The organism is Caballeronia sp. SEWSISQ10-4 2 (genome assembly GCF_030464885.1).
Lineage (GTDB): Bacteria > Pseudomonadota > Gammaproteobacteria > Burkholderiales > Burkholderiaceae > Caballeronia.
Genome location: NZ_JALPRJ010000085.1, coordinates 1 through 19,629 on the forward strand (window position 1 = coordinate 1; position 19,629 = coordinate 19,629).

At 58.0% G+C, this 19,629-nt stretch carries 16 protein-coding genes and 4 pseudogenes; 10 read left to right on the forward strand and 10 right to left on the reverse strand.

The window, feature by feature from the left end:
- The first annotated feature begins 152 nt into the window (after positions 1 to 152).
- Both M0D69_RS36240 and M0D69_RS36245 read left to right on the forward strand, forming a co-directional pair.
- Positions 153 to 621: pseudogene (locus M0D69_RS36240) on the forward strand (transposase).
- Between the two features lie 224 nt (positions 622 to 845).
- Positions 846 to 1,625 carry a hypothetical protein gene (locus M0D69_RS36245; protein WP_301786640.1) on the forward strand — a complete coding sequence of 260 codons (780 nt, stop codon included), beginning with the start codon at positions 846 to 848 and terminating at the stop codon, positions 1,623 to 1,625.
- A 666-nt stretch (positions 1,626 to 2,291) separates the two neighbouring features.
- Here the strand turns inward: M0D69_RS36245 and M0D69_RS36250 are convergent.
- The 4 genes and pseudogenes from M0D69_RS36250 to M0D69_RS36265 all read right to left on the reverse strand — a co-directional run.
- Positions 2,292 to 2,571, reverse strand: a pseudogene (locus M0D69_RS36250) (transposase); the annotation flags it as partial.
- 310 nt (positions 2,572 to 2,881) lie between these two features.
- A complete protein-coding gene (locus M0D69_RS36255) occupies positions 2,882 to 3,421 on the reverse strand; it encodes an AidA/PixA family protein (protein WP_301786641.1) in 540 nt (179 codons plus the stop codon).
- 141 nt (positions 3,422 to 3,562) lie between these two features.
- Complete coding sequence (locus tag M0D69_RS36260; RefSeq protein WP_301786642.1) at positions 3,563 to 4,066, reverse strand: inclusion body family protein; 504 nt, start codon at positions 4,064 to 4,066, stop codon at positions 3,563 to 3,565.
- Positions 4,067 to 5,060: 994 nt separating this feature from the next.
- A complete protein-coding gene (locus M0D69_RS36265) occupies positions 5,061 to 5,780 on the reverse strand; it encodes an autoinducer binding domain-containing protein (protein ID WP_301786643.1) in 720 nt (239 codons plus the stop codon).
- Between the two features lie 63 nt (positions 5,781 to 5,843).
- Between M0D69_RS36265 and M0D69_RS43940 the strand changes: the two genes are divergently transcribed.
- Positions 5,844 to 6,299 carry a DUF4902 domain-containing protein gene (locus M0D69_RS43940; RefSeq protein ID WP_367619812.1) on the forward strand — a complete coding sequence of 152 codons (456 nt, stop codon included), beginning with the start codon at positions 5,844 to 5,846 and terminating at the stop codon, positions 6,297 to 6,299.
- Positions 6,300 to 6,802: 503 nt separating this feature from the next.
- On the forward strand, positions 6,803 to 7,393 hold the full coding sequence (locus tag M0D69_RS36270; protein WP_301786644.1) for an acyl-homoserine-lactone synthase: 591 nt from the start codon (positions 6,803 to 6,805) through the stop codon (positions 7,391 to 7,393).
- A gap of 52 nt (positions 7,394 to 7,445) precedes the next feature.
- On the opposite strand, the pseudogene M0D69_RS36275 reads toward M0D69_RS36270, so the two are convergent.
- Positions 7,446 to 7,673: pseudogene (locus tag M0D69_RS36275) on the reverse strand (IS6 family transposase); the annotation flags it as partial.
- Positions 7,674 to 7,934: 261 nt separating this feature from the next.
- Between M0D69_RS36275 and M0D69_RS36280 the strand changes: the two are divergent.
- Genes M0D69_RS36280 through M0D69_RS36290 form a run of 3 tightly spaced genes read left to right on the forward strand, consistent with a single transcriptional unit; the run spans position 7,935 to position 9,446 of the window.
- Positions 7,935 to 8,261 carry a PadR family transcriptional regulator gene (locus M0D69_RS36280; RefSeq protein WP_301786645.1) on the forward strand — a complete coding sequence of 109 codons (327 nt, stop codon included), beginning with the start codon at positions 7,935 to 7,937 and terminating at the stop codon, positions 8,259 to 8,261.
- A complete protein-coding gene (locus M0D69_RS36285; RefSeq protein ID WP_301786646.1) occupies positions 8,245 to 8,958 on the forward strand; it encodes a hypothetical protein in 714 nt (237 codons plus the stop codon). Before M0D69_RS36280 ends, M0D69_RS36285 begins: the two co-directional genes overlap by 17 nt.
- Complete coding sequence (locus M0D69_RS36290) at positions 8,955 to 9,446, forward strand: ester cyclase (protein ID WP_301786647.1); 492 nt, start codon at positions 8,955 to 8,957, stop codon at positions 9,444 to 9,446. Before M0D69_RS36285 ends, M0D69_RS36290 begins: the two co-directional genes overlap by 4 nt.
- 182 nt (positions 9,447 to 9,628) lie before the next feature.
- Here the strand turns inward: M0D69_RS36290 and M0D69_RS36295 are convergent.
- The 3 genes and pseudogenes from M0D69_RS36295 to M0D69_RS36305 form a co-directional block, all read right to left on the reverse strand.
- A pseudogene (locus M0D69_RS36295) lies at positions 9,629 to 9,904 on the reverse strand (transposase domain-containing protein); the annotation flags it as partial.
- Between the two features lie 644 nt (positions 9,905 to 10,548).
- The gene (locus M0D69_RS36300; protein WP_301786668.1) at positions 10,549 to 12,177 is read right to left on the reverse strand and encodes an APC family permease; all 1,629 of its coding nucleotides are present in this window, start codon (positions 12,175 to 12,177) and stop codon (positions 10,549 to 10,551) included.
- Positions 12,178 to 12,282: 105 nt separating this feature from the next.
- The gene (locus tag M0D69_RS36305; RefSeq protein ID WP_301786648.1) at positions 12,283 to 13,389 is read right to left on the reverse strand and encodes an aminomethyltransferase family protein; all 1,107 of its coding nucleotides are present in this window, start codon (positions 13,387 to 13,389) and stop codon (positions 12,283 to 12,285) included.
- A 238-nt stretch (positions 13,390 to 13,627) separates the two neighbouring features.
- On the opposite strand from M0D69_RS36305, the gene purU reads away from it, so the two are divergent.
- Entirely contained in the window at positions 13,628 to 14,488 is an 861-nt protein-coding gene (gene purU / locus M0D69_RS36310) for a formyltetrahydrofolate deformylase (RefSeq protein WP_301786649.1), read from the forward strand.
- Entirely contained in the window at positions 14,485 to 15,348 is an 864-nt protein-coding gene (folD, locus tag M0D69_RS36315; RefSeq protein WP_301786650.1) for a bifunctional methylenetetrahydrofolate dehydrogenase/methenyltetrahydrofolate cyclohydrolase FolD, read from the forward strand. The genes purU and folD overlap by 4 nt, the downstream gene beginning before the upstream one ends.
- An 8-nt stretch (positions 15,349 to 15,356) precedes the next feature.
- On the opposite strand, the gene M0D69_RS36320 is transcribed toward folD, so the two are convergent.
- Positions 15,357 to 16,052 carry a response regulator gene (locus tag M0D69_RS36320; protein ID WP_301786651.1) on the reverse strand — a complete coding sequence of 232 codons (696 nt, stop codon included), beginning with the start codon at positions 16,050 to 16,052 and terminating at the stop codon, positions 15,357 to 15,359.
- An 8-nt stretch (positions 16,053 to 16,060) separates the two neighbouring features.
- Positions 16,061 to 17,632: a histidine kinase gene (locus M0D69_RS36325; protein ID WP_301786652.1), complete on the reverse strand. Its 1,572-nt coding sequence runs from the start codon at positions 17,630 to 17,632 to the stop codon at positions 16,061 to 16,063.
- 136 nt (positions 17,633 to 17,768) lie between these two features.
- Here M0D69_RS36325 and M0D69_RS36330 point away from each other — a divergent pair, with 136 nt between their 5' ends.
- Complete coding sequence (locus tag M0D69_RS36330) at positions 17,769 to 19,625, forward strand: PAS domain-containing protein (protein ID WP_301786653.1); 1,857 nt, start codon at positions 17,769 to 17,771, stop codon at positions 19,623 to 19,625.
- Positions 19,626 to 19,629 lie beyond the last annotated feature (4 nt).

The following is a 19,629-nucleotide window of genomic DNA, read 5'->3' on the forward strand; positions in this document are numbered from 1 at the left end:
GGCTCACGCCCGCCCTTGACCCGCCAAACCCACCCACTCCAAATTCAAAAGAGGCCTTACTTACGAAACGGTGCGACCCTGGTCGGTGAAGTTCGGACTGGGCATTGCGCGGCGCATCCGCGCTACTGCGCTGGACCGGGGCGACAAGTGGCATGGATGAAGTGGTGGTCACCATCAACGGCACGAAGCACTGGCTGTGGCGCGCAGTGGACCAGCATGACACGGTGCTCGACGCACTTGTGCAAATTCGGCGCGACAAGCAAGCTGCTCAGGAAGCACGGGCGCGCACCGCGCGTTCTGATCACTGACAAGCTTAAGAGCTACGCCGCCGCGGCGAACAGGGAGCTGCGACTGAACGTAGACCACCGCCAGCACAAGGGGTTGAACAATCGGGCGGAGAACTCGCACCAGCCAAAGCGGGTGTGCGAAAAAGTGATGCGCCGCTTCAAATCAGCGCATCACCTGCAGCGATTCGCATCGGTCCACGACCAGATGGCAAACATTTTCATGCACTGCCGCTACAACGCGAACGCGCAAGAGAAGCGTCATGCACGCAAGCAGGCCTTCGAGGCATGGAAAACCGTAACGGGCAATCCAATTATGGATCGCCTTGCCACATAAATCAGGAATACTTAGGTTTTATTTTTCGTTCACTCGACCTTCAACAACGTGAGTACCCTACCGACCCTGTCAGCATTGCCAGCTATTTACGCAAGGGCCAACCATTAAACTAAGAGCACCCTCTCGAATACGCCACCGCGAAGCGGACTACCACCGGTCTCGGTGGCGAAAATGACCGTCCAGAGAGATGTACATGCAGGCAATATCAAACTTGGGAGGCGTTCATGGCAATTGATTTTGAGGTTATCGATACCAAGGTTCAGGATCCGGACCCTGAATACAAGAAACTCGAGGATTGCAAGAAACTGACTATCTCGTCACAATGCATCGGCATAAACGTGGCTGAAGCCAGTAGTTACTATCACATAAGTTACGCAGTTTCATTCCTGTTGGTGGCTGTTGACAACAACAACAACGTTCTGGTCGACTGCTCGACATTGATTCCAACGCAAATCTTTACCTGCACCAGCCATCCGATATGCAAAGTCAAGGATTTCGCCATTCACATGACAAGGTGTCCCTTGCCGGCAGGTTGGGACAACGTAAAGTATCCGTGTGCAGTTCTCCCGCCGGGTTGTGATTCCTTTTCCGTTGTTATCATTGCAACACCAGCCGACAACTTTGTGAAGAATTGCTGTGGACAATGGAATAATGTCAAGGCTGGTCACTGTATCCGCAAGTGTGGCCCAAGACCTTGTGTTTTGCCGCCCTCTGTTAAACCCCCGGTGCAGCCCATTCCCTCCGTCCCTTCAACTGGGGCACAAACTGGTAGTGAATCGGGTTTGAAAATCTGCCACTGCTACAATTTTGAATGCAACGGAATCAGCGTAAAGAAACCGGACCCTGGTTCTGACTATGCGAAATTGGCCGTATGCCAGATATTTACAATCAAGGGGCAATGTACTCTGCCCAGCGAAGCGGCAGCGAAGCGGCAGCGAAGTGTGGCACTGTATTCTCTGTCACATATCATCTATGCAACGCAAAAGACACTTCCGAAGTCGTAGCTGATATACAAAAGGTTATTCCACCCAAGGTTGTTACGTGTGGTACATATCCAGCGACACTAATCCCAGACGTCGTAGTCGGCATCACAACACAGCCAATTCCAGCCGGCTGGAATCATGAGAAGACCCCCCTGTGTTACATACGCCCTGAAGCCGCATCTACTCTCTTGTGCGTCCGTGCCGTAGCAGGCTCGACCACGAATGTTCCCAATTCCTCCGCCACGACTAGTGCGCCGATCGACCCCCGACAACTACAATAGGTAAAAACGTTAGCCCGGTATAGCACGCCGGGCTAACGATTTCTACGGTAATTGAGATGGTGCATCCGAAGGTTGCCTGCGGCATCCGACCCACCCTCGGCTCTCTTCACAATATGACGAACATCCCAGGGGGAGCCCTTTGTGACGGGTTCCTGGCAGGTCGAACACATGCCATCCTGCCTTCGCCAGACACGGTAAAACTTCGCATGGCCTTTTGATGAGTTCTGCGTTTTCGTGGCCCATCGGAACTCGAAGTAATGCTCCCATTCTGGGTTGTGCGGATCGCAAATCGCCGGATATAGGACCGCAGCCGATACCTCGTGAAGGCATCACATCAAGATCAACTTGGCAAACCGGACGGTGTTCGTATAAGAGTAGTGTGATCGGGGATCGGCGGCATCAGCTACATCAACTGGAGCACCGAACCCAGCAGGCCTTCGGCCTGGCGTAAACGCATCAGCAACGCACTGCCCAGCATCAGGGCGGTCTCGATCGCTAGATCCAAGCGTGTCTGACCACCCGGTGTGGTCTGTCGTGGGGCCTGCCACTGCGCGAGCGCCTCGGGAGAAATCCACAGCGTCAGACTTCCCGGCTGCGTAGGCCCGCTTTATATTGCGGCCAGTTGTCACGTGGCGCGCCATCGTCGGAATGTGATGCCGGCGATCGGCGCCGCACTTGCACGGCATTCGTCAGCTTCAGCAAGATTGGTCCGTCACTTTATTACCCCAACCTTCATCGACCTATCCGTGCACCAATGCCGCTGTACCCACACCATTCTGATGCGGCATCGCTGTCTATGCACATGATTACCGAAGCACAGATGAAATACGCTGGCAAAATCAAGCCATCTGCAACCCGGTAGTTCTATTCCTAGTGATGTTGGCAATCCTTATCATATTGACTTCTTTCATCACAATCGCCTTACCGCGATAATCCTCCGATATCGCGGCAAGTCCATCTTCACGCAGGGCCAAGACAAGACTTCCAATTCGCGAATTAGCGGGACGTACCGATTTGCAGATTCCAGCGGAAATAGCCTAAGATTGTGCACCCCCGGTCTAGCACCATAAAGTATAGGTCGCAGGCCGCGGTGCCGTGAGCCAGTACCTGAGTGCGCCAGAAATGATCATCAACGCTTTGATTGTCCGGCTGCAACAGGTTGTCGGCCCTGGGAATGGGTACAGTCAAGCCGTGGACCTGGTCAAGCCTAAAGGCAGATACGATATCGGTGTCTAACAAAGTGATGTCGTAAAACAGGACGCCGTGCTCTCCGCTCAGGGCAAGTGCATTTCCGCGGACATGGATGTCGTCCCCGACGGGAACGATCAAATCGAGATGGCTGTCATTTCGCCCCAACAACTCGACGTGGCCGGCCGCCATAACGTAAATAAGCTCGCCGTCGATAGACGTGGGCGTATCCGCAGAAAGACCGACGCCCGGATAGCGTGACAGCAGTGTCGCTGCATCGACGATGACCAATACATCAATGTGGCGACCAGATGTTTCCTTTTCCTTGACTGTCTTCTCCGTGGACATCCGCGCTCCCTTTCATGATCACGTCCTGCTGCGACAGCAACTGCGGCGAGAGAGGGCCGCCCACGTCGGGCCGGCCCGGGCATGCACGCAGCGATTGCGGGTATTTAGAAAAGGACCCTTGTCGTCAAGGGTCCACCAGCTTTAGTTGCTGATCGTAATAAACGGATCCCACGAGAAGAATCCAAGCGCGCTGCAACTGCGGTCCACGATCATGAAATTGAAATGGTACGTGACGCTCCCGGTTTTCAGAGTCTCCGAGGACCAGTAATAGTTGGAGATCTTCTGGCACACGGGAACCGACGGCTTACTATTATTCGGATAGGGAAGCGACGCTTCCGCGGTCCGGGGGGTCGGCGTCGAAATCAGTTCATTGCCAACGTTGCCGACGAACTTGTAGAAGATCGCGGCAGTTTCAAACCCAAGCGAGAGGCTTGTCTCGCGCCAGCGAATTAGGTCGCCGACCTGCGCCTTCAGGTTGAGTTCGCCGCCCGCCTGACCACTGATCGCATTGTCCTGGTTAGTGATCATGTAGACGTACTTCGGATCGATCTGGGTGGGGGCGTCTGGGTTCTTGCTGGGATTCGGATATTTCAGGAGGACAGTGGCTGTGTCGATTGCAGTAAGCACGTCAGTGACTCGTGACATATTTTCTCCAGAATAGTTGGTTGTTGGTCAGGTACGACGAGATTTGAAACTTCACAGCCGCTTGCAGTCCGCCGACACGGGATACGTCACGTGCGACCCCGAACGTCGAAGATGATGCCGGAAGCGTCGGCCCAGTATTTTCGGAACTCGCCAGCGCATTGTGGGCCGCATCTCTCCTCGACCACCCGCGCGTCTGGTTGCCCCGCTGCGTCACGGATCGGATTCGATCCTGTACGCCGCGATTGGAATTTACTTGGCCACGCAAGGAAGGAGCAACTGTCAAAGTCAACAGGTATGCGCTGATCTCAGTGACGCCGGTGTTGGCATCGCGAAGTTGCTTGTTTTTATGGCTTTGTTCAAAGGGTGGCAATCGGATCGTTGCGGACGCAACTATCATTTTTGACGCAAACCGACCTGCCAAGGGCATTCCACAGGTTCACGATGTTGGCGATGATCACACCCTCGTGTTCCTGTGATGCGATTTTTCGCCTCAGCAGACGCGCGCCGATGCATCGCTTGATATTGATGTCGATGCTCGTTAATTCTGCTAGCACGGTGGCATGCTGTCTTCACATACGCCACTTTGCGCGCTTACGCGGAAACGCTCCGACAGCGTGCCGCGCAGCCCCTAAGATACGCAACATTCATCCGCCCGAACCACAATCGCTATTTGTGCTGCCGTTGCCTGGACACAACTCACTCGAAACCTGCGACTATTGGCTCGCGGCCTTATTTATCGAGGGTCTCCGAATTTTTTATTAGCATAACGAATTGATATTGCTAAAAGAATTAGCGAACTTCAACAGGAGCAGCGGGCACCTGCTTACGCCTCCGAGCCACCGAAAGGCCCATCAATGTCGGCGGCCCCTCGACGCGCCAAGCCAGCCGCCACCTTGACTTGGAAGGAACCCGACAGCGCCCGTTTCCTCAAGTTCGCAGTGTAGCTCTATCCGCTGCTCCACATTAACACGGCAAGGTCGTAGCTTACGTTCTCTTACCCCGCATCGATCAGGCCCAACGCGAAGGCCTTAACTACTGCCTGGATTTTGTTCGTGCAATTCAGCTTAACTAGAACGTTGTTAACATGAAAATTGACCGTTCGCTCTGAAATATTGAGAATGTTACCAATAACATATGCGGTCTTTCCTTCACCGGTCCAGCGCATTACTTCTCGTTCGCGAGCAGTGAGAGTAATATCGATCCCGGGTAGAAGCTTTGGTTCCAGCAACAAGCACATCAGGGCGTGAAGCTGATGGGCCGCAAAGAGAACCTCAGTGCCGAGATGCGAAACCTCGGTCGAGAAAAGAGCGTCGTTGCTGCGCGCCAATGTGAGCAGTCCAAATATTCCATGCGCTCCCCACGTTGCCTGGGCTATGCCCACCGACAATCCGAAGTCCTGTGCGTCACCCCAAAGGCGCGGGGCGGACGAAAATGTCTGGTCGGACCACACAATCAGATTGGGACTGCGAGCTCCGAGCTGTACTGTCGGATCCACTGTCAGAAAATTGTTCTCACGATAGTGCGTCATCCAGCCTGATGGATATGAATCAAATATCATCACGGCAGGATTCGAAACCGGCAGCGCTGCGCGAATTCCATAGGAGCAGTATTCGAATCCGAATTCCTGTACGCTGCAAGCAAACCGCTCAAATAGTTGCCGTTCGTCACCCGCCTGACGAAGGTCCGAGCAAATCCTGTCCCAACCAGTCCACATACCGCCCCCGTACTGTCGCAACTATCAGGTTTGCATGCTGAAATATTATGATAAATTTTGAGCATGAAAGCGCCGCACAATGATTCGATCAAATTATGCAGCGACGGCTATATACGCTTGACCGCGCGAGCCGTAAAGAGCACGCGCCTCGTCCATACGTATTCTTGCGTCGATGACGAATTGCTTTTGGAATTGCGGAGCAGTACCGCCAACGTACACGACGCGGGCTACACTGAATGGCAAAGCGTCCGCTGCGAAGGGTCACCCCGCCTCTCAATCGGATGGTCATGGTACCGGGACTCAGTCTCGCGAACATTACTGATCGAAGGGCAAGACGTTAGAAGCAACGTCATGTTGATCGACTCATATGGCATCGATGTTGGGGGGGTTCGTACAGCAGCCGTTCTCTTAGGATACCTAGCTGAATTGAATTGGACTTCCGTCGTTTACCACGAAATTCTCAGACTAAAACGCGCTGCCAGTATTGCACCGCGCATAGCCAAATTTTCAAGAATATAATAATCAGTAAGTAAAGCTTAGATCCTATTTTTTGGATTGTCTAGGTAAAGTTCAGAAGAATACCTAAAAGTTTCGGCAGCCTGGCAAGAGTTCGCACCTCGGTCGGTAGACACAAGCATATGTTCAACGATTTGTTCGGTCTTCATCGCGGCTCCAGGCTATCTTAATTAAGACCCGCCTCAGTTCCGTTCCCCATTGATAGTCTCGGCATACTCTCGCTAACTAAGCATCCGGCCACATCTATAAACAATCTTTTCGTTGAATCGGGCGCGCCTCGAATTGCCGTGCGCGAGCGCGAGGCCGCGTTAGACGACTGCTACAGCGTCTCGAAACCGGCCGCTTAACAGTGCGTCGCTTCGCTGCCTTCTTTTTGAAAATAAATATTTCTGTCATTCATCAACTAACTCTCGACCATAAAATTAAGACAATCTGTTAACTCTGACAGTTACTTTACTTTGTCGACGACGCTCTAATTCCCCTTACAAAAAGCCGAGGGGATAGAGATGCGAATATTGATTCATCGCGGCAGCGACCTGCCAGCGGAAGTCGCGGTTGCTCTCGGTCAATATCGGTATGATGTATTCGTCAAGCAGTTGGGATGGAAGTTGCAAACGCGCGACTCTTGCGAGCGCGACCAATACGACAGGGACGACACAATGTACGTTGTCGCGCGCGATCACCTCGGCGCTATTTGCGGCTGCGCCAGGCTGCTGCCCACTACCGCCCCGTACTTACTGCAGGAAATCTTTCCTACACTTCTTTCGGCCGACATGCCGCCGCCCGTTTCGACCGAGGTTTGGGAATTGTCCCGTTTTGCAGTGAGCTCTAGCCATGGCCGCGAGGCGTCGTATCGGTGGGCCGTGCAGCCTCTGCTTACGGCGGCCGTGCAATGCGCAATGACCTTAGGCGCTCACCGAATAATCGGCGTTACCTTTTTAAGCATGGAGCGCCTGTTTCGTCGCATTGGTGTTCATGCCCACCGTGCAGGGCATTCGGTCCTCGTTGACGGCAAACAAGTGGTGGCTTGCTGGATTGACCTCGACCACCAAACCCTTGCCGCACTGGACCTCGGTTCAACACAACGTGCGGCTTGACGGGTTTTGTCGCGGTAAGGCGATTGTGATGAAAGAGGGCATATGATAAGGATTATTTAATTACTGGCGAGTAGAACTGCCGGTCTGCAGACGGTTTGATTTTGCCAGCGTATTTCATCTGCCCTTTGGCAGTCATGTGCGCGACCTCGATGCCACTCAGAATGATGCGGGCACAGCGAAAATCCTTGAACCCCAGCATAGGTCGTGTAAGCCGTTTGATCGTCCGGTGGGGCTCTGTCAAGTTGGCGTGCGTGGATTACCTGCGAATCTTAAGAGTAGTTATCCTAATCAGATAATTTTCTCGACTGCACCAGTAACAGTCCAATCATGCCATGTGGCGAAGCGTTCTTTGGGAGGCGGTGACCGTGATAAACCGATTTCGTTTTCTTCGTCACTTCATTCTACCGCCGACTCCCGATCAAGCTGACAGAGCCAAAAATACCCCTTGTAGTTGAGCGCCGGTATTGAGCCGACTTTGGCGTAGAAAAGGGATTGACACGGTCTGTTCTCATACCTATGATATATAGGTATGAGAACAGACATGCTAAAAGGCCACCTCGACATGATCGTGCTCGCAGCCCTCGAAACAGGGCCGTCGCATGGCTACGCGGTTATCGAGACGATCCGGGACCGCAGCGGCGGCGGCTTCGACCTACCCGAGGGAACGGTCTATCCCGCGCTTCATCGCTTGGAGGAGCTTCGGCTTTTGAGCAGTTGCTGGGAGACCTCGCCGCTGGGGCGCCAGCGGCGTGTGTACTCTATTACCAAGCGAGGTAAAGAGGCATTGTTCGACCGTCAAGCAAGCTGGACACGCTTTGCCAATGCGATTTCAGCCGTTCTTGGGGGGGCTCGTGCTCTCGCCGATTGACCGATATATCTGTTCGCTGAAGAGCGAACTAGGGTTTGACCATGCGTTGGCGCAGAGCGTGTGTGCCGAGGTGGAGGATCATCTTCGCGAGTGTAGCGCCGCTTACCAGTCCTCTTCGCCCGAAGACGCCGAAACCCTTGCAATTGAACGCTTCGGTGCGCCGCGCGCCCTGGCTGCTCAGTTTGCGATGGCGTCGCTTCGAAAAACGAGCAAATCAATTTGCGCTCAGATCTTGGTGGTCATCGGTATTGCGTTCGCTGTGATGGAATGCCGGGTTGCCGCGATCACGGAGATAGCGCACGTTTCTCGACTCACGACATTTGGCCATACTGCAGCAGCTTTTGACAGATACGCATTCTGGCTTGCATTGTTGACCGGAACGCTTGGAGTCGCTGCAAGCTGTTTGCCGATCTCGGATATTTTCGATGCAACAGTTCGCCTAAGGGTGCGGACTGCATTCGTTTGTTCGGCGCTCGCCGTCGCAGCAATCCTCACCTCGGTTGCGGCGGAAACCTTTCTTACTGCAGCCAGGTTGAGTAAGACAATATTGCTGGGGTCGAGCTTGTTGCCAATATCGCTGGCGGCGACTGAAATCGCGCTTGGAGCGATATTACTTCTTTCGTTAACGCACGTTATTAGCAGAGCCAAATCGGCATGGAATCTCGTCGACAATCAAACTACCGAAGGACCACAATGACAAATCGCCGAAATATGCTTGCCGGGATGCTCGGCACTGTGTGGTTAGCTGCGGGCGCTTCCAGCGCCAAAGCTGCCGATGATTGCACGGAGAAGACCAAGCTCTCGGCTTTGCTCGACCGGTATGTAGCTGCGTTGAATGCGCACGATGCGCGTTCATATCCCGACATGTTCACCGAAACTTACATTCAGCATTCCGGGCGTAGCCCATCAGGTCTCGCAGCCCAGATTGAGAACCTTGCTCACATCGTTGCGACATGGCCCGACATACAGATGCAGGTTGAAGAGCGTATCTTCGACGGTAATAAGATAGCCGCGCGGAGTCTCTATACGGCAACCCACACACAAACCGTGCAAGGGTTTGCACCGACCGGCAAGCGGATTAGTTTCACAACGCTAGACATCTGGCGCGTCGAGAACGGCAAACTTGCGGAACATTGGGATTTGGTCGACACGGCAGCCTTGCAAAAACAACTACGCGGCGAATAGGATAAAACTATCCGGATTTAAAATTGTCTCAGGCTTCTGTACCGAGATCGGTCCATTCCTAGAGGGACATAAGGCGTACTCAGTAAGGCGCCAATAGCAGCGTATTGCACCGCACGTTCAATTCGCATAACCCAATACTTCCCCTTCATCGCGAACCCAATCACACGAATAAACGTAAGCGGTCATGCTTCAACATTGTTATCCCGCTTGCCAAGCTCATGCAAATCCGACCGAAGCAGATTTGCTGCAAATCGTTGCATCCATTGTCGTGGTGTGAGTTCATGCAATAGTGACGCCGGACGTTGCCCGACGCGCTGCAGCACATCGACGAAATAGTCGTACGGATTGATGTCGTGTAGTCGGCACGTGGCCAGAAGGCTCTGCACAATGCCAACATGCTTGGCGCCGAGTTCTGTCCAACTGAATAGCCAATTCCGGCGCCCCATCGCAATGAGGCGTTCATTGTGCACCTCCTTTCGAATCCTCGATAAACATGGCGATCTGTCCTTCGACGTCGCTGCGACACGGGCGATGTTTGCGAGTCAGCGCGATAGCGACCGCCTCGGGAATACAGATCGCTCGCGCGGATCTGCCACGGGGCGTCGGACATCACCTGCTCGGCGGGCAGAACCCGATCCTTGATCAACCGGCGTACCGCTTTCGTGGGACAACCTTGTGTACCAGGACGAAGGTCCCGGTTACGTGGTCTCGACACATCAGGATATTCGTGTTTCGCCACCTCAACGCTCCGTGCTTTCAGCGTACCAGGCTCTGAGCAGCGGGGATCCGGACGATACCCGCCGGTGGCTCGAAACAGCGAGTGCCGAGGCGCTGCGAGAGCAAGCCGCAATCAATCTGCGTCTCGCGTACAGGTCGTAACCTGTGGCTTCATGCGACGCAACTCGAAGTCACCATACGTGGCCACGCGATGGCGTCGCCCGACGTGGGCTTCCTAAGCCGGCCAGGTCTCAACGCACTGCGCGACGTCGACGCTCCGATGGTGTTCGCCCATTCGGATCTGTCAGAATTGTCACTCTATTCGAGGAAGCATCGTATTGGGGCATGCGGGCAGCAGGAACAGTGCTCGCCTGATGAATTCGAGTCAGCCGGCGAGAAAATGCGCACCGGCTACAACGACGACACCGGCAATGAGCGTCACATAAGGCCAGACGCCCGCCCTCTTCTGCACATCCGTATCGCCAAGTCCCATATCGTCTGTCATGGCGGCGGGAAATTGCCCCTTATCGGTGACGTAGTGCCGCCAGACAAATACCGGCACGATCAACGCAGCGAACACGATCCCTGAGACCAACGTCCCTTTCCCCCACGTATCGGCACCCAGCCCCATAAGGGCGAGATTGACGAAAGACAGGATCGTGCCGGCCACGAGCAGCCATGTGGAAGCGCGAAACGGTCTCGACCAGCCTGCCCGATCGAAGCGATGAATCCACGTCGCGTTCAGATTGAGGAAATTGAAAATGATGTAACCGACATTCGACATGGCGAGCACGAACACATAGTCGGACATCAGCAAGAGGACAAGGTTGAATCCAAGGTCGGTCCACATGGCGCGAGTGGGTGCGCCATTGGCATTTACTCGTCCGAGGTACTTGGGCAGCCAGCCGTCCACAGAGGCCTGGTAGAGGGTGCGAGAAGAACCCGCCATCGATGTCATGATCGCCAGCACGAGCGCGAGCACAAGCATGGCCATAAGAACGTGTTCAACGAGCGCACCGCCATGCACGATACTTCCCATTGCCTGCGCCACGCCCATGCCGCTATAGATACCCGGCGAAAGTATCCCGTCGTAGACAGCAGCTTGCGTGACTGCGCCGGAAGCGTCCTTGACCTCGGGCGTCACGAGTTGACCCAGCCCCAGGGCGCCTTGAAATGCCAGCGGCACGAGCGTAAAGAACACGATGCACAGCAAGCCTGAATAGATGATCGCCTTGACCGTGTCGCGGCGCGGATCGCGAAACTCCCGCGTATAGCAGACGGCCGTTTCGAAACCGTAGGTCGACCATGCCGCGATAAACAGGCCGCCCGCCATCAGGGTGACGCCGCTCATGTCCCAGGCGCCGTCGATGACCTTGCCCGCTGCGTCCTTCGCGAGCGGATAAAGCGGAAACAGGTGCTGCGCTGGCAGGTCGCCCGTAAAGATCGGGTAAAGCCCCACCAGCAGCAGCGGCAGCAGCGCGGCAATCGCCAGGATCATCTGGATTCGCGCGGCCTGCAGGATGCCGCGATGCTGGATGGCGAACGTGATCAGCAGGATCGCGGCGCCGAGGATGAACGTCGCATTGATCCGCAGGCTCAGTCCGCTCGCCATCCAGCCCAGGTTCACTAATGTCAGCTGCCACGTATTCACCAGCGAATCCGCCGGGAACAGCATGTTGAGAATGTAGCCGCCTGCAAGGCCTGAACCAATCGCCAGCACCGGCGACCACGCGAACCAGTTGCACCACACTGAAAGCGGTGCAAGCAGCTTGCCGTAACGCACCCATGCAATTGCTCCGTATACCGAAGCACCACCGGATTTGTGCGGGAATAGCCCGGCGATCTCCGCATAGGAAAACGACTGCACGAACCCAAACATGATCGAGATCACCCAGATCAGCCACGACGGCTTGCCGACCGTCGCCGCTATCGAACCGATCGAAAACAGCACCAGCGCGGGTACCCCGCTAGCGACCCAGAATGCGCCGACCCAACTGATCTTCCGGTGCAGCATCGGCGGTGCGCCAGCCAGATGGTCAAGGACACCCGGCAATCCCGTCTCGTTCGTCACGCTCATGTCACTCTCCGTTCGGTAGCAGGAATACTTCAAACGCAGGGCTCAGCCCTTGGCGGTGCGCTTCAGCTTGTCGGGATCATCGAACGGCATCGTGTGGGCGATTGCGTGCAAGCGGGCGTCGCCGCGCAATACCTCCACGCGCCGCCCATGCACCGCGTACGGCGTGTCGAGGCGCGCAATCGCCATCGATTTGCCCGTCAGGCGGCTCACCATCGCACAGGTGACGACACCAACCCGCTTACCGTCAGCCCACACGAAATCGCCGCCCTGCGCGGCTTCGCTGCTATCGATCAGCAAGCCGAAGATCTTGAAGCGCTCCCTGCCTTGCAGCCGGAAATGCTCCGGTGCGCCACGAAATTCCGTCTTGCCCGGCGACACGGTGAAGTCGAGACCGAGCTCCCATAGCGAGTCGCCTGGTGGCTGGTCTGCGAAGGGGTACATCTCGGAGTTGTCGTAGGGATAGAACATCAGGGAGCTTTCTACCCGCAGCCAGTCGAGCGTCAGGAACGCACAAGGTACGATGCCGAACGCGGCCCCTTCCGCCAGCACCGTGTCCCAGATCAACGGGGCGTCGGCTGCTTTGCAGAAAATTTCGTAACCGCGTTCACCGGTGTAGCCGGTGCGGGAGATGGTCACGGGCTTCCCGTAAAGCGTGGTCTGGAGATGATGGAAGTAACGCAGTTCGCGAATACCCGGCACGTGCTCAGCGAGAAAGTCGACAGCGTGCGGCCCTTGCAGCGACAGGTCGTGCAGGTCGTCGTCGAACAGTACGGAGACGTTGCGCCCCATCGCGCCGCGTGTCAGCGCTTCGTGCCCTGCTCCGCCGCCATGCACGACCATGAACGCATTAGGGCCGTTGCGATAGATGATGCAGTCGTCGACAAAAAACCCCCGTTCATCGAGCATGGTCGCGTAGACGGATTTGCCCGGATAGAGCCTGGACACGTCGCGCGACGTGATCTGGTCGATCAGCATCTCGGCATGGGCGCCCACAATATGCAGTTTCTTGAGTCCCGATACGTCCATCAGGCCCGCTTTCGTGCGAATGGCTTCGTGCTGGTCCGCCAGATCGGCCTCGTAGGTCCAGGCGGTGCCCATGCCATTCCAGTTCTCGAGCTTCGAGCCAAGCGCGAGATGTCGTGAGGCCAATACCGACGTTCTCCATGAATTCACCATCGATGCTCTCCGTAGTGTTCACCGGGCAACCAGCGGCCATGTCAGCCCAGTTGCCGCCTGGTTCAGTTGCCTCTGTACACGACGATTAGAGCGGCGCCAAAACACCACGGCAATGCTCCCGACGGAGTACCACCACGGTCGGATTGGCGCCGCAAATATCGGCACCGACAATGCGGGCTGTCATTCCGGCAATCCTCTTTCGCGAACTGTCATGAGCCTGAAACGCCACTTCACGTTGACGCTGTCCTGTCCCGACCAGATCGGCATCGTGGCCGCCGTCAGCGATTTCCTTGCGAAGCATCACGGTTGGATCACAGAGTCCAGCAACCACGCGGATGAAGAAAATCAGCGTTTCTTCATGCGCCAGGAGATTCTCGCGGACTCGTTCCAGCTCGACCTGCGCGGCTTTTGCGACGCTTTCGCGCCGATCGCGCGGCGCTTCGGCATGGACTGGCGGGTTGCCGACAGCGCGCAAAAGAAGCGTGTGGTGATCCTTGTATCGAAACTCGAACACTGCCTGTATGACTTGCTGGCACGCTGGAAAGCCGGCGAACTCGAGATCGAGATTCCCTGCGTGATCTCGAATCACGACACCTTCCGCGATCTGGTCGAGTGGCATGGCATAACGTTCCATCATGTGCCCGTCTCTCCCGACAACAAGGCCGGCGCATACGCCCGGGTGGCACGCCTGTTCGACGAAGCCCGGGCCGACGTCATGGTGCTCGCGCGCTACATGCAAGTGTTGTCGCCGGACATGTGCCGCGACTACGCCGGGCGCATCATTAACATCCACCATTCGTTCTTGCCGGCATTCTCCGGGGGCAAGCCCTATCACCAGGCGCACCAGCGCGGCGTGAAGCTAATCGGCGCGACCTGCCACTACGTGACCGAGGAACTAGACGAAGGCCCGATCATCGATCAGGACGTCATCCGAATTGACCATTCCGATTCGATTCCCGATCTCGTGCGCTATGGCAGAGATATCGAGAAGACAGTGCTGGCACGCGGGCTGCGCTATCACCTGGAAGACCGTGTGCTGACCCACGGCAACCGCACCGTGGTGTTTCGATGAGCGCTCGCGTGATCGACGGCCGTGCGCTCGCCGCCGGACTGCGCGTGTCCTATGCCGCGAGCGTCGCGGAACTGGCACGGGATGGCATCGTGCCAGGGCTGGCGGTGATCGTGATTGGCAGCGATGCGGCGTCGCATCTTTATGTGAGGAACAAGATCCGGGCCTGCGACGAGTGCGGCGTGAGGTCTTTTCTTCACGCGTTATCCGCCGATACGACCGAGGCAGAGGTCCTCGACTTGATCGGCGAGCTGAACGCGGACCCGTCCGTGCATGGCATCCTGGTGCAACTGCCCTTGCCGCCGCAGATTGACGTCCGGCGTGTGCTGGAGACGATCGCCGTGGACAAGGACGTCGACGGTTTCCATCTCTACAACGTCGGCGCGCTGACGGTGGGCGAGTCGATCTTTCCGCCCTGCACGCCTTACGGGGTGCAGTTGCTGATCGACCAGACGGGCATCGAGATAGAGGGCAAACATGCGGTGGTGGTGGGCGCCAGCAATATCGTCGGCAAGCCGATGGCGCTCATGTTGCTGCAGCGGCTTGCCACCGTGACCATCTGCCATGCGAGGACGGTGAACCTCGCGCATCACACCATTTCGGCCGATGTGCTGGTCGTCGCCGCCGGCAAGCCGGGCCTGATCGTGCCGCAGATGGTGAAGCAGGGAGCCGTGGTGATCGACGTCGGCATCAATAAGCTGGCCGATGGCAAGATAGTGGGCGACGTGGAATTCGAAGGCGTGAGGGACAAGGCATCATGGATCACGCCAGTTCCTGGTGGCGTCGGGCCAATGACGGTGACCATGTTGATCAGGAATACGATCCGCTCGGCGCAAAGGCTGCCGGCCGGCTCGTTCGACTGATCTTCACACTATCTTCTCTGATCCCTCAGCCACAGCGCGGCTTCGAAGCGATTCTTGAGCGAGAGCTTCCTGAGCACATGCTTCACGTGCACCTTGACCGTGCTCTCCGCAATGCCGAGTGAGCGCGCAACGATCTTGTTCGACGCCCCTTGAGCGACGAGCTCCAGGGTCTCGCGCTCACGCTCGGTCAGATCCTCCCAGAGTGCGTGCCGCGCACGCCCTTCGGCTGGAGAAAGCCCCGCAGGAAAAGCCAGCACCCGGTCCGAGACGACATCGACCCCGCGCGCGGCTTCCTTGACCCTCGCGCACAGTTCCTCCGGTTCCATGTCCTTCAGCAGATAACCGCGTGCGCCGGCGTCGAAGGCTCGATCGAGATCGGCCTTGTTATCGGATACTGTCAACATCACGAAGCGCGCCGTGCAACCTGCGGAACGTGCGGCCCTGACCAGGGTCGCGCCGTCGATGTCCTTCATGTGCAGGTCGATCAGCGCGACATCGGGCATATGTTTCAGCACGGCTTCTATTCCTTCGTGCCCACAGGAAGCCTCGGCCACCACGTCGAGTTCGAGGTCGGCTGAAATAAGCTGCCTGAGGCCGCGCCGGAACAGCGCGTGATCGTCGACGATGACAAGCCGCACCGGAGCGGAGACCGCCGAGTTGGCAAAGGCGGCAGTGGAAACGGGCAGGGCAGGTGTGCTGTTCACATTCAGCCTCATGGGACCACGGATGACCCGGGCCGGAATTTCAGTCGCACTTCGGAACCGGCAGCCGCACCGGCCAGGGGATGGTTCACGGCGCCGATCTCGATCCGGCCGCCCAGTCGTTCGCTGCGCTCACGCATAATGCTCAGGCCGTAGTGACCCGGCTGGTCGGCGGCGTCGGTGCCGAAACCCTCGCCATCGTCGAGTACCGACAAGGTCAGTTCGCCGCCACTCTCGCTGACACTGACGCGCGCATGATTCGCGCGCGCATGCCTTACCACGTTACTTAGCGCCTCGCGGGCAATCTGCAGCAGATGCAGCTCCTCTTCGGGCGACAGGTCGATCTCCTGCACGCGGCAATCGAGTTCAATACTTGTGCGCGTGACGGCGGACAGATCGTCGACGATCACCTGCAACGACTGAGCGAGGCCGCCAGCCCCGACACTGCTGCGAAACGCGCTCAGCAACTGCCGCAGATTGCGATATGCGCTGTCCACGCCAAGCCGCAACTCGGCTAGCGACTCCTCCCAATCGCGCGCATCGATCCCGGCAGCGAAATCCGCGCGGCGGGCCTGTGCCTGCATGCGGGCCAACTGGATCTTGACGAATGAGAGTGTTTGCGCAAGCGAGTCATGCAGTTCGCGTGCTATAGCCGCGCGTTCCTCCATCAGTGCCACGCGCCGCTGGCGCCGGCTGCGCAGCAGGTTGCCGATGGTCACTGCAAGCAGGCTCGCGAAGGTGTCGAGCAGACGTTGCTGGCGCCGCTCGAGCACATACTTCGGCGTGACTTCAAGCGCGAACACGCCATAACGATCGACCGCATCGCCAATCGGCATCACGAGCAGCGCTGGCCGGCCGTCCGGCGTGGCGTCGAAGCGCTGCACGCCCTGCTCTGCCGCCAGCCGGTGCAAGGTCATGCCGGCTGGCATCCGCACTGCCCCGCGAGCCGCCAACACCGCCGGCAACGACAGTTCTGCCGCTGCCACGTCGTGGATCAGCAGCGCGCCGCACAGGGCACCCACGCAGTCGAGCAGTTCTTCGAGCAAACTACGCAACGACTCTTCATCGGGCGCGGAGGCGGCGAAAAGCGTGCTGGCCCGAAACAGCAGGTCGAGCGCGCGGCCCGAGTCTCGCGACTGATCGACGAGCGTGCGCTCCAGGTATTCGCTGTTGGACTCGATGCCGGCGCAGCGCGACGCCAGCGAGGTCAGGAGCGCCGCAAGGCGAGCGATCTCATGCGACGCACCATCGAAGGGACCGCGCGCACTAACGCCGATAGCATCGATCTGGTTCAGTGCATCGCGAGGAATGACGACGAGCACGCGATAACCCATGATAAACAGCGCGCCGAAACCGACAGCCAGCAATACAGCGAGCCCGGCCTGGAGGATGCTCACGAGTTCCGGCGGCGCGACGTGCTCCGCTGCCTGCAGCGCGAAGCCTGGATGCGACGCAAGCCACGCCTGCGTCTCCACCGTTGCCAGCAGCATCACGCCAAGCAGCGCGAGCGCGGATAACCACACGATGTACCGTGCGAACAACGGGTAACTGATCGAGTGAACGAGCGGCGAAGGTCGCGTCACGGCTCTCCTTCGTAATGGCGCCGCGGGCAGCGGGCGTTTTGATATCCGGAGCAACAGATACAACCAAGCAACTTCTGGACCAAATTGTGCTTGGTTGCTTCGATTCAACTTACCTGCCAGGGGCGGTTTTTCCCCGATGACGCTGTTCATCTTCGCCGTACTGCTGCTTTGCGCGTTGAGCGCCATGGTGTTGTGGCCGGTTCTCACCCTCGCCGCGTTGCCGCTGACGGGCGTGGCGCTGGCGCTGGTCGTGGCGGTAGCGGGCGGCATCGGCGTACCTGCGCTCTTGCTCGCGCGCAGGAGGCCGCGACGCAGCGCCCAGCACGTGTCTCTTGCCGCCGAGCGCGAAGTGCTGGCGAGCTACATCGATCATGCGTTCCGTCCCGCCTTGCTCGTGTCCGGCAACAATGTGTTGCGGGCCAACCTCGCGTTGCTGAAAGAGCTGGGCATGAGCAGTTCCGGCGACGACATCATTGGGATGCCCTTCGAGAACATCGTCCATCCTCGCGATCAGCAGCGCGTGCCGCAGATCCTCGAACAGCGTGACGGCCACGACGAAGTCCTCACCTTGGTGCGCGCCGACGGCTCCTCGAGCAGGCTTCATGTCAGCGTGTTTCCCGGTGCGCATCCTACGCTGCGCATGCTGCAACTGGGCGGCACGCAGACAGACGGCGAGCGCTCGACGCAGCCGTCCGGCGGCACGTGGCCGCACAGGCTTGCTGCGCGCCTTGGCGACGTGCTGTTCGCACTCGACGACGAACTGGCCGTGGCCTACATCAGCCCCGCCTGGTCGATGGTTGCGGGTGCGGGCTCGGCTAACGTGACCGGCACGCCGCTGCTGCAGTTGTTGCATCCCGAAGACCGCGCTGCGGTGACCCAGGCCTTGCGCGAAGCCGTGCGAAACAGCGGCGCCGCCACGCCGGTCGAAGCGCGCGTGCTGAACGCACAAGGACCGCTGTGCTGGATGGAGATTCGTGCTCGCGCGCTCCCCCCTGCGGCCGACGATCCCCAGCCCGGCGCAGTGATCGGCGTGATGATCGACGTCACACGGCGAAAGCTCAACGAAGAAAGCCTGCGCGCGCAACGGCGTAGCCTGCGAACGCTGGTGGACAACGTGCCCGGCATGATCTATCGCGGCCACAGTGACCGGCGCTGGTCGATGGAGTTCGTCAGCGAAGGTTGCCTCGAACTCACCGGCTACCCCCCCACCGCGCTGATGGGAAACGGCCCGGTGGGCTTTGGCGACCTGATTCATCCCGAAGACCGCGAATACGTGTGGACCAGCGTGCAGATGCGCACCGGACGCGGGGAAGGGTTCGAGCTGACCTACAAGATCATCGACCGCGGCGGCAACATCAAGTGGGTCGCCGAGATCGGCCGGGGTATCTTTTCGGCGACCGGCGAACTGCTCGGCCTCGAAGGGTTGATCACCGATTTCAGCTCGCGCCAGCGCGTGCAGGAAGATGCGCGCCGGCGCCTGATCTACGAATCGACGACCGGCCTGATGAACCACAGCGTCCTGCTCGACCGGCTCGCCTTCACGTTCGCGCATGCCACCGCGAACGGTTACCGGTTCGCCGTCGCCTACCTGTGCTTCGGCGGTCCTCAGTCGCTCGCGCAGGAATACGGCCCGGCCGACGCCGACCGCCTGATGATCGAACTCGGCAAGCGGCTGAAAGTGCTGCATACCGACTGCAATGGCATCGGCCGTCATGACGATGCGGGCTTCGTATGCCTGTTGACGGATTTCACCTTCGGCGCGGGTCCGCGGTCGCATGCCGCGGCAAGCCCGGACGACAGTCAGGTCGAGCAGCGGCTAGGCCGATTGCTCGAGGGAATCGGCACGCCGGTCCGGCTGGACCATCGTGAGTTTGCGTTGCGGATGCACTGGTCGCTGGTGTGGCATGACGCCGGCCGGCATCGTGTGCCCGGTCAGATGATAGAAGAAGCGATCGACACGACCACCGCGCAACTCCACGCACTGAGCGGATAAGACG

Bases quoted from the DNA above. Each gene is read 5' to 3' on its own strand.
- purU (WP_301786649.1), top strand. From the start codon at position 13,628: ATGAGCCTGAAACGCCACTTCACGTTGACGCTGTCCTGTCCCGACCAG.
- M0D69_RS36260 (WP_301786642.1), bottom strand. From the start codon at position 4,066: ATGTCACGAGTCACTGACGTGCTTACTGCAATCGACACAGCCACTGTC.
- M0D69_RS36290 (WP_301786647.1), top strand. From the start codon at position 8,955: ATGACAAATCGCCGAAATATGCTTGCCGGGATGCTCGGCACTGTGTGG.
- M0D69_RS36280 (WP_301786645.1), top strand. From the start codon at position 7,935: ATGCTAAAAGGCCACCTCGACATGATCGTGCTCGCAGCCCTCGAAACA.
- M0D69_RS36270 (WP_301786644.1), top strand. From the start codon at position 6,803: ATGCGAATATTGATTCATCGCGGCAGCGACCTGCCAGCGGAAGTCGCG.
- M0D69_RS36245 (WP_301786640.1), top strand. From the start codon at position 846: ATGGCAATTGATTTTGAGGTTATCGATACCAAGGTTCAGGATCCGGAC.
- M0D69_RS36255 (WP_301786641.1), bottom strand. From the start codon at position 3,421: ATGTCCACGGAGAAGACAGTCAAGGAAAAGGAAACATCTGGTCGCCAC.
- folD (WP_301786650.1), top strand. From the start codon at position 14,485: ATGAGCGCTCGCGTGATCGACGGCCGTGCGCTCGCCGCCGGACTGCGC.
- M0D69_RS36330 (WP_301786653.1), top strand. From the start codon at position 17,769: ATGACGCTGTTCATCTTCGCCGTACTGCTGCTTTGCGCGTTGAGCGCC.
- M0D69_RS36265 (WP_301786643.1), bottom strand. From the start codon at position 5,780: ATGTGGACTGGTTGGGACAGGATTTGCTCGGACCTTCGTCAGGCGGGT.
- M0D69_RS36300 (WP_301786668.1), bottom strand. From the start codon at position 12,177: ATGCTGCACCGGAAGATCAGTTGGGTCGGCGCATTCTGGGTCGCTAGC.
- M0D69_RS43940 (WP_367619812.1), top strand. From the start codon at position 5,844: ATGAAAGCGCCGCACAATGATTCGATCAAATTATGCAGCGACGGCTAT.